The sequence below is a fragment of the Mycobacterium sp. ITM-2016-00317 genome, from assembly GCF_002968295.1.
In the GTDB taxonomy this organism is placed as follows: domain Bacteria; phylum Actinomycetota; class Actinomycetes; order Mycobacteriales; family Mycobacteriaceae; genus Mycobacterium.
Map to the genome: position 1 here is coordinate 2,498,452 of NZ_CP134399.1, position 15,387 is coordinate 2,513,838.

At 69.0% G+C, this 15,387-nt stretch carries 13 protein-coding genes; 8 read left to right on the forward strand and 5 right to left on the reverse strand.

Translation table 11 applies throughout. The annotated features are described in order from the left end of the window. The first annotated feature begins 313 nt into the window (after positions 1-313). From yajC to C6A87_RS12030, 6 genes are all read left to right on the forward strand, one after another. Positions 314-658, forward strand: a complete 345-nt coding sequence (gene yajC / locus C6A87_RS12005) for a preprotein translocase subunit YajC (protein WP_311117419.1) — start codon at positions 314-316, stop codon at positions 656-658. Positions 659-761: 103 nt separating this feature from the next. Next, the gene (gene secD, locus C6A87_RS12010; RefSeq protein WP_311117420.1) at positions 762-2,504 is read left to right on the forward strand and encodes a protein translocase subunit SecD; all 1,743 of its coding nucleotides are present in this window, start codon (positions 762-764) and stop codon (positions 2,502-2,504) included. A 3-nt stretch (positions 2,505-2,507) separates the two neighbouring features. After that, positions 2,508-3,791 (forward strand): protein translocase subunit SecF, encoded by a 1,284-nt coding sequence (secF, locus tag C6A87_RS12015; protein ID WP_311117421.1) that lies wholly within the window; start codon positions 2,508-2,510, stop codon positions 3,789-3,791. 3 nt (positions 3,792-3,794) lie between these two features. After that, the gene (locus tag C6A87_RS12020; RefSeq protein ID WP_311117422.1) at positions 3,795-5,450 is read left to right on the forward strand and encodes an ABC transporter substrate-binding protein; all 1,656 of its coding nucleotides are present in this window, start codon (positions 3,795-3,797) and stop codon (positions 5,448-5,450) included. After that, positions 5,432-5,971 carry an adenine phosphoribosyltransferase gene (locus C6A87_RS12025; protein WP_311117423.1) on the forward strand — a complete coding sequence of 180 codons (540 nt, stop codon included), beginning with the start codon at positions 5,432-5,434 and terminating at the stop codon, positions 5,969-5,971. The genes C6A87_RS12020 and C6A87_RS12025 overlap by 19 nt, the downstream gene beginning before the upstream one ends. A gap of 39 nt (positions 5,972-6,010) precedes the next feature. Continuing rightward, the gene (locus tag C6A87_RS12030; protein WP_396837047.1) at positions 6,011-8,410 is read left to right on the forward strand and encodes a RelA/SpoT family protein; all 2,400 of its coding nucleotides are present in this window, start codon (positions 6,011-6,013) and stop codon (positions 8,408-8,410) included. A 275-nt stretch (positions 8,411-8,685) separates the two neighbouring features. Here C6A87_RS12030 and C6A87_RS12035 read toward each other — a convergent pair whose 3' ends face one another. Beyond that, on the reverse strand, positions 8,686-9,576 hold the full coding sequence (locus tag C6A87_RS12035) for a peptidylprolyl isomerase (RefSeq protein WP_311117424.1): 891 nt from the start codon (positions 9,574-9,576) through the stop codon (positions 8,686-8,688). Positions 9,577-9,695: 119 nt separating this feature from the next. Between C6A87_RS12035 and C6A87_RS12040 the strand changes: the two genes are divergently transcribed. Beyond that, the gene (locus C6A87_RS12040) at positions 9,696-10,373 is read left to right on the forward strand and encodes an MBL fold metallo-hydrolase (protein ID WP_311117425.1); all 678 of its coding nucleotides are present in this window, start codon (positions 9,696-9,698) and stop codon (positions 10,371-10,373) included. Next, positions 10,370-11,632, forward strand: a complete 1,263-nt coding sequence (gene hisS / locus C6A87_RS12045; RefSeq protein ID WP_311117426.1) for a histidine--tRNA ligase — start codon at positions 10,370-10,372, stop codon at positions 11,630-11,632. Before C6A87_RS12040 ends, hisS begins: the two co-directional genes overlap by 4 nt. A gap of 243 nt (positions 11,633-11,875) precedes the next feature. Here hisS and urtE read toward each other — a convergent pair whose 3' ends face one another. Genes urtE through urtB form a run of 4 tightly spaced genes read right to left on the reverse strand, consistent with a single transcriptional unit; the run spans position 11,876 to position 15,385 of the window. Beyond that, on the reverse strand, positions 11,876-12,568 hold the full coding sequence (urtE, locus tag C6A87_RS12050; protein WP_311117427.1) for an urea ABC transporter ATP-binding subunit UrtE: 693 nt from the start codon (positions 12,566-12,568) through the stop codon (positions 11,876-11,878). Next, positions 12,568-13,401, reverse strand: a complete 834-nt coding sequence (urtD, locus tag C6A87_RS12055; RefSeq protein ID WP_311117428.1) for an urea ABC transporter ATP-binding protein UrtD — start codon at positions 13,399-13,401, stop codon at positions 12,568-12,570. Before urtD ends, urtE begins: the two co-directional genes overlap by 1 nt. Beyond that, the gene (gene urtC, locus C6A87_RS12060; protein WP_311117429.1) at positions 13,398-14,504 is read right to left on the reverse strand and encodes an urea ABC transporter permease subunit UrtC; all 1,107 of its coding nucleotides are present in this window, start codon (positions 14,502-14,504) and stop codon (positions 13,398-13,400) included. The genes urtD and urtC overlap by 4 nt, the downstream gene beginning before the upstream one ends. Next, a complete protein-coding gene (urtB, locus tag C6A87_RS12065; RefSeq protein WP_311117430.1) occupies positions 14,501-15,385 on the reverse strand; it encodes an urea ABC transporter permease subunit UrtB in 885 nt (294 codons plus the stop codon). The genes urtC and urtB overlap by 4 nt, the downstream gene beginning before the upstream one ends. Between the last annotated feature and the right edge of the window lie 2 nt (positions 15,386-15,387).

Genomic DNA, 15,387 nt, shown 5'->3' on the forward strand with positions numbered 1-15,387 from the left:
ACCTGAGCGGAAAACGTGAGTTCGACGACTCTGTGTTACCGGTCGAGCCTAGCTGCTGAAGGTGCCGATCCGTCGACAAGACGGGCACCATGTTGCGGAATCGACAGGTGGTTGCTCCTGAGGCGACTGATTTCGTCGCCAACAGCGTCGACGGGGTCTGGTGGGGTAGGGCCCGTGCGACGGGGGTCGTGGTTCGGGGCCGCCGCAATGGCACACTGGTCAATTGAGTCCGTGTGACGGGCTCTCGCTGCTGCAGGTCCGCGAGCCTGTCCGCATGACCGAATACCCAAGAATTTAGAGAGACACTGCCGCCATGGATCTGGTCGTATTCCTGCCACTGCTCATCATCATGGGCGCGTTCATGTTCTTCGCCTCACGGCGCCAGAAGAAGGCCATGCAGGCGACCATCGACCTGCACAACTCGCTGGAGGTCGGCGACCAGGTGCACACCACCTCCGGGCTGAAGGGCACGATCGCCGGCATCGGCGACGACTACGTCGACCTGGAGATCGCCCCCGGTGTGGTCACCACCTGGATGAAGCTGGCCGTGCGTGACCGCATCGCCGACGACCTGGACGACGACGTGGACGATCTGGACGACGACGCCGAGCCCGGCGCCGAGATCGCCGATCGGCCCAACACCAAGACCGACAGCTGAAACCTCAGCAGAAGCACGTAGTCTTTGCGTGCTTCTGCGTCTTGACGTGTTTGCGCGCCCTGGTGCGGTACCCGACGAACTGATCTCGAGGAGACTCTGACCCGTGGCATCGTCTTCGACGGTTCACCCTGCCCGCTACCTGGCACTCTTCCTGGTGCTGCTCACCGGCGCGTTCCTTCTGGTGTTCCTGACCGGTGACAAGAAGGCCGAACCGAAACTCGGTATCGACCTGCAGGGCGGCACCCGCGTCACCCTGACCGCGCGCACCCCGGACGGTTCGCCGCCTACGCGCGAATCGCTGGAACAGGCCAAGCAGATCATCGGCTCGCGCGTCGACGGTCTCGGCGTCTCGGGCTCCGAGGTCATCATCGACGGGCAGAACCTGGTGATCACCGTCCCCGGTGACGACACCAGCGAAGCCCGCAGCCTCGGTCAGACCGCACGTCTGTACATCCGGCCGGTGGTGCACGTGATCCCGGCCGCCGGCGCCATGCCGCCCGGCGAGGAGGCCGGCCCGCAGGGGGTGCCTCCCGGCGCCGACCCGGGCGCTCCGGTCGTGCCTCCCGGCGCCGACCCGGGCCTGCCGCCGGGCGCGGATCCCGGCGCCCCGGCCGCGCCGCCCGCGCCGCAGCCGCGACCCTTCCCGCAGCAGCCCGCGCCGACACCGGCCCCGACGCCGGCCCCGACTCCCGCGCCCGCTCCCGGCGCGTCGCTGCCCGGTGGCGACGAAGAGGTGCCGCTGGCCACCCGCATCCAGGACGAGAAGCGGCTGCGCCAGAGCACCGAGCAAGCCATCCAAATCCTGGCGCTGCAGTTCCAAGCCACCCGTTGCGGCCAGGAGGACGTGCTGGCCGGCAACGACGACCCGAACCTGCCGTTGGTCACCTGTTCGCAGGACGGCAACGAGGTCTACCTGCTGGACAAGTCGATCATCAGCGGCGAACAGATCGCCAACGCGTCGTCCGGGCTCAACCAGCAGGCCGGCGAGTACGTCGTCGACGTCGAGTTCAAGAGCGACGCCGCGAAGGTGTGGGCGGACTTCACCGCCGCCAACATCGGCACCCAGACCGCGTTCGTGCTCGACTCCCAGGTGGTCAGCGCCCCGGTGATCCAGGAGGCGATCCCGGGCGGCCGCACGCAGATCACCGGCCAGTTCACCCAGGACACCGCGCGCGAACTCGCCAACGTGCTCAAGTACGGCTCGCTGCCGCTGTCGTTCGAGTCCTCCGAAGCCGAGACGGTGTCCGCCACCCTGGGCCTGTCCTCGCTGCGGGCCGGGCTGATCGCCGGCGTGGTCGGGCTGGTGGCCGTGCTGCTGTACTCGCTGCTCTACTACCGGGCGCTCGGCGTGCTGATCGCGCTGTCGCTGACCGCCTCGGGCGCGATGGTGTTCGCGATCCTGGTGCTGCTGGGCCGGTGGATCAACTACACGCTGGACCTGGCCGGTATCGCAGGTCTGATCATCGGTATCGGTATGACGGCGGACTCGTTCGTGGTGTTCTTCGAACGCATCAAGGACGAGATCCGGGAAGGCCGCTCGTTCCGGTCCGCGGTGCCACGAGGCTGGGCCAGGGCCCGCAAGACCATCGTCTCCGGCAACGCCGTGACCCTGCTGGCGGCCGCGGTGCTCTACGTGCTGGCCGTCGGACAGGTCAAGGGCTTCGCGTTCACGCTGGGCCTGACCACGGTTCTCGACGTCGTGATCGTCTTCCTGGTGACGTGGCCGTTGGTGTACATGGCGTCGAAGTCCGCGGCGTGGGCCAAACCGTCGCTCAACGGATTGGGCGCGGTCCAGCAGATCGCACGCGAACGCCGAGCGGCCGCGAACGCGGCGGGACGGGGATAGGTCATGGCGACACGCAACCGCACAGACACCGCCGAGTCCGGCGCGATCGAGGCCCCGGACCTGGAGTCCGCCTCGGCAGGCACGCCCAAGCACGGCTTCTTCGTCCGGCTCTACACCGGCACCGGCGCCTTCGAGGTCATCGGCAAGCGCAAGCTCTGGTACACGGTCAGCGGTCTGATCGTCGCGGTGTCGATCGCCGCGATGCTGGTGCGCGGGTTCACCTTCGGCATCGACTTCGAGGGCGGCACCAAGGTGTCGTTCCCCCGCAGCGACGCCCAGGCCACCACCTCGCAGGTCGAGACGGTGTTCAACGACACGATCGGCACGCCGCCGGATTCGGTGGTCGTCGTCGGCGCCGGTGATTCGGCGACGTTCCAGATCCGGTCCGAGACCCTGGACAACGAGCAGATCGTGGAACTGCGCCAGGCGCTGTTCGACGCGTTCCAGCCCAACGGTCCCGATGGCCAGCCCAGTCCGCAGGCGATCAGCGACTCCGCGGTGTCGGAGACCTGGGGCGGTCAGATCACCCAGAAGGCGCTGATCGCGCTGGTGGTGTTCCTGGTGCTGGCAGCGGTCTACATCACCGTGCGCTACGAGCGGTACATGGCGATCGCAGCACTCGCGACGCTGGTGTTCGACCTCGTGGTGACCGCAGGCGTGTACGCGCTCGTCGGGTTCGAGGTGACACCGGCCACGGTGATCGGCCTGCTGACGATCCTGGGCTTCTCGCTCTACGACACGGTCATCGTGTTCGACAAGGTCGAGGAGAACACCGAGGGCTTCGAGCACACCACCCGCCGCACGTTCGCCGAACAGGCCAACCTCGCGGTCAACCAGACGTTCATGCGGTCGATCAACACCAGCCTGATCTCGGTGCTGCCGATCATCGCGCTGATGGTGGTCGCGGTCTGGCTGCTCGGCGTCGGCACGCTGATGGACCTGGCGCTGGTCCAGCTCGTCGGCGTGATCGTCGGTACCTACTCGTCGATCTACTTCGCCACCCCGCTGCTGGTGACCCTGCGGGAGCGCACCGACCTGGTGAGCAAGCACACCCGCCGGGTGCTCAACCGCAGGCAGACGGCCGCGGCGAAGGCCGGCGGCGGCGAGATCGCCGACGACGGCACGCTCGCCAAGGACGAGGCGGCCGAGCCGGCCACGGTCGCGGCGGCGCCCGCCGCTCCGCCCGCGCCCGCCCCGGACAAGCCTGCCCCCGGTGCCCGCCCCGTGCGGCCCACCACCAGCCGGACCGGGCGACCGTCGGGTAAGCGCACCCCGCGGAACCGGTAGCCGATGGCCGGTCGCACACGTCGCGCGGTCGCGGTGACAGCGGCGCTCGCCCTGCTGGGCGGACTCGGGCTCACCTCGTGCGGTGAGCGGACCGCCGACACCGTCGACTACGCGGTCGACGGGACTCTGGTCACCTACAACACCAACACCGTCGTCGGCGCCGCCTCGGGCGGGCCGCAGGCGTTCGCCCGCGTGCTGACCGGGTTCAACTACCACGGACCGGACGGCCAGATCGTCGGCGATCACGACTTCGGCGCCGTCTCGGTGGTCGGCCGCAGCCCGCTGATCCTGGACTACGAGATCAAGGCCGAGGCGGTCTACTCCGACGGCAAGCCGATCACCTGTGACGACATGGTGCTGGCGTGGGCCTCGCAGTCGGGCCGGTTCCCCGGCTTCGACGCGGCCAGCCGCGCGGGTTACGCCGACATCGCGACCGTCGAATGTGCGCCCGGACAGAAGAAGGCGCGGGTGTCGTTCGCGCCGGAACGCGGGTTCACCGACTACGGCCAGCTGTTCGACGCGACGTCGATGATGCCGGCCCACGTGATCGCCGACGTGCTCGGCCTGGGCGAGGGCGGAGTGACCACGGCGCTGCTCGGCAACGACGCGCCGGTGGTGGAACGCATCGCGCAGGTCTGGAACAGCACCTGGGACCTGAGCCCCGACCTCGACCTGAAGAAGTTCCCGTCGTCGGGTCCGTACAAGCTCGACTCGGTCACCGACGACGGCGCCGTGGTGCTGGTGGCCAACGACAAGTGGTGGGGCACCGCGCCGGTGACCTCCGAGATCACCGTGTGGCCGCGCAGCCCCGAGCTCCAGGACAAGGTCAACGAGGGCGGCTACGACGTCGTGGACATCGCCACCGGCTCGTCGGGCACGCTGAACCTGCCCGACGACTACGTGCGCACCGACTCGCCGTCGGCCGGCGTCGAGCAGCTCATCTTCGCTCCGCAGGGACCGCTGGCCGCGGTGCCCGCCCGCCGCGCGCTGGCGCTGTGCACCCCGCGCGACGTCATCGCCCGCAACGCCGGTGTCCCGGTGGCCAACGCGCGGCTGAACACCGCGACCGAGGACGCCTACAGCGCGGCCGAGGCCACCCCGCAGGTCAACGAGTTCGCGGTGGCCGATCCCGTCGCTGCCCGCGCCGCGCTGGAGGACGAGCCGCTGACCGTGCGCATCGGCTACCAGACGCCCAACGCGAGGCTGGCCGCCACCGTCGGCGCGATCGCGAAGGCGTGCGCCCCGGCGGGCATCACCGTCGAGGACGCCGCGGGCGAGGACGTCGGGCCGCAGTCCCTGCGCGACAACACCGTCGACGTGCTGATCGCCAGCACCGGCGGGGCGGCAGGCAGCGGGTCGTCCGGCTCGTCGACGGTGGATGCCTACGCGTTGCACAGCGGCGACGGCAACAACCTGGCGCGGTACCGCAACGAGCGCATCGACGCGATCATCGCCACCCTGGCGGTGATCTCCGACCCGAAGGAGACCGCGCGCCTGCTCGCCGAGGCGGCGCCGATCCTGTGGGCCGACATGCCGACGCTGCCGCTGTACCGGCAGCAGCGCACACTGCTCACCTCGACCAAGATGTATGCGGTGAGTGGCAATCCGACGCGATGGGGTGCTGGGTGGAACATGGACCGTTGGAAGCTGAGCCAGTGACCGACGTCGCCGAGGTCATCGCCTCCCTGGTGCGGGAGGTCCCCGACTTCCCGGAACCCGGGGTGCAGTTCAAGGACCTCACCCCGGTGCTGGCCGACGGCCGCGGGCTGGCCGCGGTCAGCAATGCGCTGGCCGACGCCGCGCGCGGGGCCGACCTGATCGCCGGGGTGGACGCCCGTGGCTTCCTGGTCGGCGGCGCGGTCGCGCTGACCCTCGGGATCGGAGTGCTGGCGGTGCGCAAGGGCGGCAAGCTGCCCCCGCCGGTGCTCGGTCAGAGCTACGACCTCGAGTACGGCTCGGCCACGCTGGAGGTGCCTGCCGACGGCATCGAACTGGCCGGTCGGTCGGTGGTGGTGATCGACGACGTGCTGGCCACCGGCGGCACCCTGGCCGCCACCCACCGGCTGCTCACGCGGGCCGGCGCGCACGTGACGGGCGCGGTGGTGATCATGGAGCTGACCGCGCTGGGCGGTCGTGCCGCGCTGGAACCGCTCGAGGTCACCAGCCTCTACACCGTCTAGCGGACTATCCTGCGAAGAGCACCGATCCTGGAGGTGGAGATGGCTGACAAGGTTCGGACCGAACCCGTCGCCGACCAGGCTGTGCCATCGCCGTCCCGGCCGCCCGTCGCCGGCCCGGAAACCCAGCCGATGGAGCTGCCCCGGGCCGACAGTGCCCGGGTCGACACCGCCAAGCCGGCCACCAGCGCGTCGCGCCGGGTCCGCGCCCGGCTGGCCCGCCGGATGACGTCTCAGCGCAGCACCATCAACCCGGTGCTCGAGCCGCTGGTCGCGGTGCACCGGGAGATCTACCCCAAGGCCGACCTGACCCTGCTTCAGAAGGCCTACGAGGTCGCCGAGCAGCGTCATGCCGACCAGTTGCGCCGCTCGGGCGATCCGTACATCACCCATCCGCTAGCGGTGGCCAACATCCTGGCCGAACTCGGCATGGACACCACCACGCTGATCGCGGCGTTGCTGCACGACACTGTCGAGGACACCGGCTACACGCTGGAGGCGCTGACCCAGGAGTTCGGCGTCGAGGTGGGCCATCTCGTCGACGGCGTCACCAAGCTGGACAAGGTCGCGCTCGGCACCGCCGCCGAGGGCGAGACCATCCGCAAGATGATCATCGCGATGGCGCGGGACCCGCGCGTGCTGGTGATCAAGGTCGCCGACCGGCTGCACAACATGCGCACGATGCGTTTCCTGCCGCCGGAGAAGCAGGCGCGCAAGGCCCGCGAGACCCTGGAAGTCATTGCGCCGCTTGCGCATCGGCTCGGCATGGCGACGGTCAAGTGGGAGCTGGAGGATCTGTCGTTCGCGATCCTGCACCCGAAGAAGTACGAGGAGATCGTGCGGCTGGTGGCCGATCGGGCCCCGTCGCGGGACACCTACCTGGCCAAGGTGCGCGCCGAGATCACCGCGACGCTCAACGCGTCGAAGATCCACGCCACCGTCGAGGGCAGGCCCAAGCACTACTGGTCGATCTATCAGAAGATGATCGTCAAGGGGCGCGACTTCGACGACATCCACGACCTGGTCGGGGTGCGCATCCTGTGCGACGAGGTGCGTGACTGCTACGCCGCGGTCGGTGTGGTGCACTCGTTGTGGCAGCCGATCGCGGGGCGGTTCAAGGACTACATCGCCCAGCCGCGGTTCGGGGTCTACCAGTCGCTGCACACCACCGTGGTCGGCCCCGAGGGCAAGCCGCTGGAGGTGCAGATCCGCACCATCGACATGCACAAGACCGCCGAGTACGGCATCGCCGCGCACTGGCGGTACAAGGAGGTCAAGGGGCGCAACGGTTTACCTGCGGGCAGCGCGGCGACCGAGATCGACGACATGGCCTGGATGCGGCAGCTGCTCGACTGGCAGCGGGAGGCCGCCGACCCAGGCGAATTCCTGGAGTCGCTGCGTTACGACCTTGCGGTGCAGGAGATCTTCGTGTTCACCCCGAAGGGCGACGTGATCACGCTGCCGACCGGTTCGACGCCGGTGGACTTCGCCTATGCCGTGCACACCGAGGTGGGTCACCGCTGCATCGGCGCCCGCGTCAACGGCCGGCTCGTCGCGCTCGAACGCAAACTCGAGAACGGGGAAGTGGTCGAGGTCTTCACGTCGAAGGCGCCGAACGCAGGCCCGTCGCGGGACTGGCAGACCTTCGTGGTGTCCCCGCGGGCCAAGGCCAAGATCCGGCAGTGGTTCGCCAAGGAGCGCCGCGAGGAGGCGCTGGACTCCGGCAAAGAGGCGATCGCGCGCGAAGTTCGTCGCGGCGGACTTCCGTTGCAGCGCTTGATGAATGCCGACACGATGGCTGCGCTGGCCCGGGAGCTGCGCTACGCTGACGTCTCCGCGCTCTACACCGCCGTCGGTGAGGGGCACGTGTCGGCGCGCCATGTGGTGCAGCGGCTGCTGGCCCAGCTCGGCGGTGACGACGAGGCCGCCGACGAGATCGCCGAGCGGTCCACGCCGGCGACCATGCCGGTGCGGCAACGCACCAACGACGACGTCGGGGTCGCGGTGCCGGGCGCGCCGGGGGTGCTGACCAAGCTGGCCAAGTGCTGCACGCCGGTGCCCGGCGACAACATCATGGGCTTCATCACGCGCGGCGGCGGAGTCAGTGTGCACCGCACCGACTGCACGAACGCGTCGTCGTTGCAGCAACAGTCCGAACGCATCATCGACGTGCAGTGGGCGCCGTCGCCGTCGTCGGTGTTCCTGGTCGCGATCCAGGTCGAGGCGCTCGACCGGCACCGGCTGCTCTCGGACGTGACGCGCGTACTGGCCGACGAGAAGGTCAACATCCTGTCGGCGTCGGTGACGACGTCCAACGACCGGGTCGCGATCAGCCGGTTCACCTTCGAGATGGGCGATCCGAAGCATCTGGGCCACGTGCTCAACGTGGTGCGCAACGTCGAGGGCGTGTACGACGTCTACCGCGTGACGTCGGCGGCCTGAGCCGGGGCGGTGTGAGCCGGCGCCTCAGCGCGCGGGCATGACCACTGTGCTGAGCAGCCTCTTGGTCCGGCCCGGGCCGCGGCGAAGGCCGCGAACGCCCGCCGGTGGTCGTCTGGGGTGAGGTCGCGCGCCTGCTCGGGGGACACCACAGCGGCAGGCAGGTGCAGACGGAAGATCGCTGGGCTGCACGCTGACCTTCGCGTACCGCCATCGGTGGTGACGGCCGTCGACGCCGACGCCCGCTCGTCGGCGGACGCCGTGCGCTGAGCGGGTGGTCAGTCCAGCTGGATTGACTTCACCGTGGTGGCCAGCTTCGGCGCACCGTCGGCTCCGCCGCCGTCGACACCCTCGGCCGCGATCTTGTCCAGGGTCTCCAGACCGGTCTCGTCGATGGTGCCGAACACCGTGTACTGCGGCGGCAGCTGCGAGTCCTGGTACACGAGGAAGAACTGGCTGCCGTTGGTGCCCGGGCCGGCGTTGGCCATCGCCAGCGTCCCGCGCGGGTAGACGACCGGCTGGTTGAGTGCCGGGTCGTCGGGCTGGTACTGGTCGGTCGGGTACTCGTTGGCGAACTCGTATCCGGGCCCGCCGGTGCCCTCGCCGGTCGGGTCGCCGCACTGCAGGACCGCGAGGGACTCGCTGGTCGTCAGCCGGTGGCACGGGGTGTCGTTGAAGTAGCCCTGCTGGGCCAGGCTGGCGAAGCTGTTGACCGTGCACGGGGACTTGCCGTTGTCCAGCTGCAGCCCGATGTTGCCCCGGTCGGTGGCCATGCTGGCGCTGACCTGGGCCGGCTCGGTGGGCACCTTGCCCGAACGCGGCGGGTTGTTCTCCTTGCTGGCCGCATCGGCGGACTGCGGGTACTGGCAGTTCTGGCCCAGTCCCGCGGGGGCGACGAACTCGGGCAGCCCGCCGGACTGCGGCGGTGCCGGCATGTCGAACGCCGACGACGTCTCCGGGGTGGAGGAGGCAGGCGCTGCGGTCGGGGTGTCCGAGTCGCGGTTGGTGATCACGATGGTCGCGACCACTGCGCCGACCACGACCACGGCCGCAGCCGCGGATCCGATGATCGTGTACTGGCGACGCTTGCGCTCTCGCTCGGCCCGATTCTCCAGCTGACGTTCCAGTTTGCGCTTGGCTGTCTCACGCCGTTGTTCGTTCGTCGGCACGCCCGGTGTCCTCCTCGAAAGTTGATCCGGTCGGCACCGAGTGTGCCAGTTCGCGCTCGGCGCGCCCGCCGCGACCCTCGTGAACAGCGCCAAGAGCTCGGCATGGGAAGCTGGAAGGCGTGTTGATCACCGGATTCCCGGCCGGCGTGTTGGCGTGCAACTGCTACGTGCTGGCCCCGCGACAGGGCGCCGACGCCATCGTCGTCGACCCCGGTCAGCGGGCGATGGGTCCGCTGGCGCGGATTCTCGACGAGAACCGGCTCACCCCGGCTGCGGTGCTGCTCACCCACGGTCACATCGACCACATGTGGTCGGCGCAGAAGGTGTCCGACACCTACGGCTGCCCGACCTTCATCCATCCGGCCGACAGGCACATGCTCAAAGATCCGATTGCCGGGCTCGGGCAGGGATTCCTGGCCGGGCTGGGCAGGCTGGCCCTGAGCCCGGTGTTCCGCGAACCCAGACAGGTGCTCGAACTGGACCGCGACGGCGACAAGATCGAGCTCGGCGCGATCACGGTGGCCGTCGACCACACCCCGGGCCACACCATGGGTTCGGTGGTGTTCCGCGTCGAGGAGGGCCCGGACCGCATGGTGTTCACCGGGGACACCCTGTTGCGCGCGACGGTCGGGCGCACCGACCTGCCCGGTGGTAGCGGACGGGACCTGATGGAATCTCTCGTGACGAAGCTGTTGGTGCTCGACGACGACACCCTGGTGCTACCGGGGCACGGCGAGCGCAGCACCATCGGCGTCGAACGCCACACCAACCCCTTTCTCGAAGGTTTGACTCCGTGACTGACTCGTTCAAGGCGCCCAAGGGCGTCCCCGACTATTTCCCGCCCGACTCGGCGGAGTTCGTCGCCGTGCGCGGCGGACTGCTGACCGCGGCGCGGCGGGCCGGCTACGGCGACATCGAGTTGCCGATCTTCGAGGACACCGCGCTGTTCGCGCGCGGGGTGGGGGAGTCCACCGACGTGGTCTCCAAGGAGATGTACACGTTCGCCGATCGCGGCGACCGGTCGGTGACGCTGCGTCCCGAAGGCACCGCGGGCGTGATGCGGGCGGTCATCGAGCACGGCCTGGACCGCGGGCAGCTACCGGTCAAGCTGTGCTACTCGGGACCGTTCTTCCGGTACGAACGGCCCCAGGCCGGCCGGTACCGGCAGCTGCAGCAGGTCGGGGTGGAGGCGATCGGCGTCGACGATCCCGCACTCGACGCCGAGGTGATCGCGGTCGCCGACGCCGGGTTCCGCTCGCTGGGCCTGGACGGTTTCCGGTTGGAGATCACCTCGCTGGGCGACGACAGCTGCCGGCCGCAGTACCGGGAACTGTTGCAGGAGTTCCTGTTCAAGCTCGACCTCGACGAGGAGACCCGGCGCCGCGCCGAGATCAACCCGCTGCGGGTGCTCGACGACAAGCGCCCGCACATGAAGGAGATGACCGCCGACGCGCCGGTGATGCTCGATCACCTCTCGGATGCGGCCAAGCAGCATTTCGACACGGTGCTGGCGCACCTGGACGCGTTGTCGGTGCCGTACGTGATCAACCCGCGGATGGTGCGCGGGCTGGACTACTACACCAAGACGACGTTCGAGTTCGTGCACGACGGGCTCGGCGCGCAGTCCGGCATCGGCGGCGGCGGTCGCTACGACGGGCTGATGTCACAACTGGGCGGGCGCGATCTGTCCGGCATCGGGTTCGGGCTCGGCGTGGACCGGACTCTGCTGGCGTTGCGGGCCGAGGGCAAGACCGCCGGGGAGACCGCGCGGGTCGACGTGTACGCGGTGCCGCTGGGCGCCGACGCGAAGGTGCGGCTGGCGGTGCTGGCCGCGCAGCTGCGGGCGGCCGGTGTGCGCGTGGATGTCGCCTACGGCGACCGCAGCCTCAAGGGCGCGATGAAGGGCGCCGACCGGTCCGGTGCGTCGATCGCGCTGGTGGCAGGCGATCGGGACCTGGAGGCCGGCACCGTCGGGGTGAAGAGCCTGGCCACCGGCGAACAGGTCGACATCGCCGTCGATCAGGTTGTCGCCGAGGTCGTTTCGCGCCTGTCCTGACGTTCCTGGCGTTCCTGGCGCGAGCGTGCGTGTTTGCGGCCGACACGCCGCAGAAAAGGCCGAGAAAGCGCACGGTCGCGGCCACGCTCGGCCGGTGTGACGCTGACGATCGGCACCTGACGTCGCCGGCCGAAGGTGCGCCAAATGCTCAGCGAGCGTGCGTATTTGTCGGGCTTCTTCCGGCGTGTCCGCCGCAGACACGCACGCTCGCGGGAAAAAGGGAAGGGAAGAAGGGGGAGGGGGCTAAATGGCCATCGCGGCGCGGACGTCGGCCTCCGATGCCGAGCCGCCGGTGCCACTGGTGGTGACGCGCCCGGCCTCCAGGATGTAGTAGCACTGCGACGATTCCAGCGCGAAGCCGATGTGCTGTTCGACGAGCAGCACCCCGAGGTCGCCGCGGGCGGTCAGCGCGGTGATCGCCTCTTCGATCTCGTGCACCACCGACGGCTGGATGCCCTCGGTCGGCTCGTCGAGGATCAGGCACTTCGGCGTGGTGATCAGCGCGCGGGCGATCGCGAGTTGCTGACGCTGTCCGCCCGAGAGCAGGCCGGCGCGACGGCCCAGCAGCTCCTTGAGTGCCGGGAACAGGTCGAGCTGCTCGTCGATCAGCGCCTTGCCGTTCTTGCGGCCGTCGGCAACCACCTGCAGGTTCTCCGCGGTGGTCAACTGCCCGAACGACTGCTGGCCCTGCGGCACGTAGGCCAGTCCGCGCGCCACCCGTGCGCTCGGTCGCAGCTTGGTGATGTCCTCGCCGTCGAAGAGCACCTTGCCCGCGGTGCATTTCAGCAGCCCGACCGCGGCCCGCAACAGCGTGGTCTTCCCTGCGCCGTTGTGTCCCATCACCGCAGCGACACCGTCGGTCGGCACTTCGAGGCTGACCCCGTGGATGACCTGGCTGCGGCCGTAGCCGGTGCGGACGTCGACCATTTGCAGCATCAGGAGTTCCCCTCGACGAGCTCGATTCCGTCGGCGCCTGCCGCGGCGGTCCCCAGATAGACCTCCTGGACCTTCGGATTTGCCTGCACCTCGGCGACCGATCCCTCGGCGATCACCTGTCCGCGCGCGAGCACGGTCACCGATGTCGCGAATGCCCGCATGAAGTCCATGTCGTGCTCGACGACCACCACGGTGCGTTCGGCGCCGATGCGGCGCAACAGGTTTCCGGTCTCTTCGCGCTCCTCGGTGCTCATGCCCGCCACGGGTTCGTCGAGCAGCAGCACGTCGGCGTTCTGCACCAGCAGCATGCCGATCTCCAGCCACTGCTTCTGGCCGTGGGCGAGCACGCCGGCGGGCTGGTCGGCCAGATGGCTCAGCCCGATGGTGTGCAGGGCCTGTTCGATCGCCGGGAGGATCCCGCGCCTGCGGCGCAGCAGCGTCCACACCGACCGGCCCGCGCCGGCGGCGATGTCGAGGTTCTGCAGCACTGTCAGTTCCTCGAACACGCTCGCGGTCTGGAACGTGCGGCCGACGCCCTGGCGGGCGATCTTGTGCACCTTCTTGCCGAGGAGTTCGACGCCGGACTTGTTCACCGAGCCGGTGGCGGGCACCAGGCCGGTGATGGCGTCGATCACCGTGGTCTTGCCCGCGCCGTTGGGGCCGATCAGGAATCGCAGGTCGCCCTGGAACAACGTCAGATCGACATCGCTGACGGCTTTGAATCCATCGAAATCCACTGTCAGACCGCGGACTTCGAGGTACTGGGCACCCATGCCGGCGTTGCCGCCGACGGCGGGTTCCCTGCCCGCGGCACTCGCCCGGATCTCGGTCATGAACCCGCACCCACCTTCTCTGCGTCGGGATCGACGGTCTTGTCCGCCTCCGGTTCGGTCTTGGCGCGGCGACGGCGCTTGAGCAGCACCCCGAGCCCGGCCAGACCGGCGGGGAAGAATCCGACGACGATGATGAACAGCAGGCCCTGGGCGTACGTCCACTCCGACGGGAAGCGTTCGGAGAACAGCGTCTGCGCCCACGCCACGCCGATCGCGCCCAGCACCGGGCCCAGCAGGGTGGTCCGGCCGCCGATCGCGACGCCGATCAGGAACGCGATGGACGGCAGGATGCCGACCTGCGACGGCGCGATGAAGCCGACGATCGGTGCGAACAGGGCGCCGGCGATGCTGGCGAACAACGCGGCCACGGTGTAGGCCACCACTTTGATGTTGGCCGGGTCGTAGCCCAGGAATCGCACCCGCTCCTCACCGTCACGCACGGCGACCAGCAGTTCGCCGTAGCGGCTCTGCATGAGTTGGCGCACCACGGCGACCACGATCAGCAGCACCGCCGCGGCGATGAAGTACAGCATCCGCCGGTTCACCGGGTCGCTGAGCGTGAAGCCGAAGAACGTGCGGAACCTGTTGAGGCCGTTGGATCCGCCCAGGCTGGTCTGGCCGACCAGCAGAATGGCCAGCGCGGCGGCCAGCGCCTGGGACAGGATCGCGAAGTAGGCGCCCTTGACCTTGCGCTTGAAGACGCCGAGCCCCAGCGCCGCGGCGATCGCCGCGGGAACCACGACGATCGCGACCAACGTCACCACCGGCGACGCGAAAGGCGCCCAGTAGGCGGGCAATTCGCGCACACCCTGGATCTGCATGAAGTCGGGCACCGCATCGCCGGCCAGTTGCGCGTCGGCGATCTTCAGATGCATCGCCATCATGTAGCCGCCGAGCCCGAAGAACACGCCCTGGCCCAGCACCAGCATTCCGCCGCGGCCCCAGGCCAGGCCGATGCCGACGGCCACGATCGCAAAGCACAGGAACTTGCCGAGCAGGCTGAGCCGGAAGTCCGACAGCACCGCCGGTGCGATGACGAACAGCACCAGCGCGGCGACCCCGAACCCGGCCCAGGTCTGCCAGCGTCCCAGATAGGCCCTCACACGAGACTCCTTGTCCTGACGGTGAACAGACCTTGCGGACGGGCCTGCAGGAAGATCACGATGATCACGAACACGATCACCTTGGCCAGCGACGCGGTGGTGTTGTACTCGATGAACGAGTTCAGGAACCCGAGGGTGAACGCCGCGATCACCGTGCCCTTGATCTGGCCGAGTCCGCCGACCACGACCACCAGGAACGCGTCGATCAGGTAGCTCTGCCCGATGGTCGGGCTGGTGGAGCCGATCAGCGTCAGCGCCACCCCGGCCACCGCGGCCAGACCGGACCCGATGAAGAACGTGGTGATGTCGGTCTTGCGTGACGAGATGCCGCTGGTTTCAGCGAGATCGCGGTTCTGCACCACCGCCCTGATGCGCCGGCCCATCGGGCTGACCTTGAGCACCGCGGCCAGCACCGCGACACACACCACGGCCAGCACCAGGATGAAGATGCGGGTCTTGGGGACCACCGCGCCGAAGATCTCCATGCCGCCGGACAGCCACTCCGGGGCCACCACGTTGACCGCGGGGGCGCCGAAGATGTCCCGGGCGACCTGCTGCAGGATCAGGCCGACGCCGAAGGTGACCAGCAGCGTGTCCAGCGGCCGGTGGTACATCCGCTGGATCAGCGTCACCTCCAGCAGGGCGCCCATCGCGCCGCCGACGAAGAAACCGATCACCAGCGACAGGATCAGGGAGACCCCGGCGCTGGAGATGAGCTGCTGCACCACGTAGGCGGTGTAGCAGCCGGCCATGATGAACTCGCCGTGCGCCATGTTGATGACGCCCATCTGGCCGAAGGTCAGCGCGAGGCCCAGTGCGGCCAGCAACAGGATTGAGCCGAGGCTCAATCCTGTTGCCAGTTGTCCGATTACGGCATCCATAG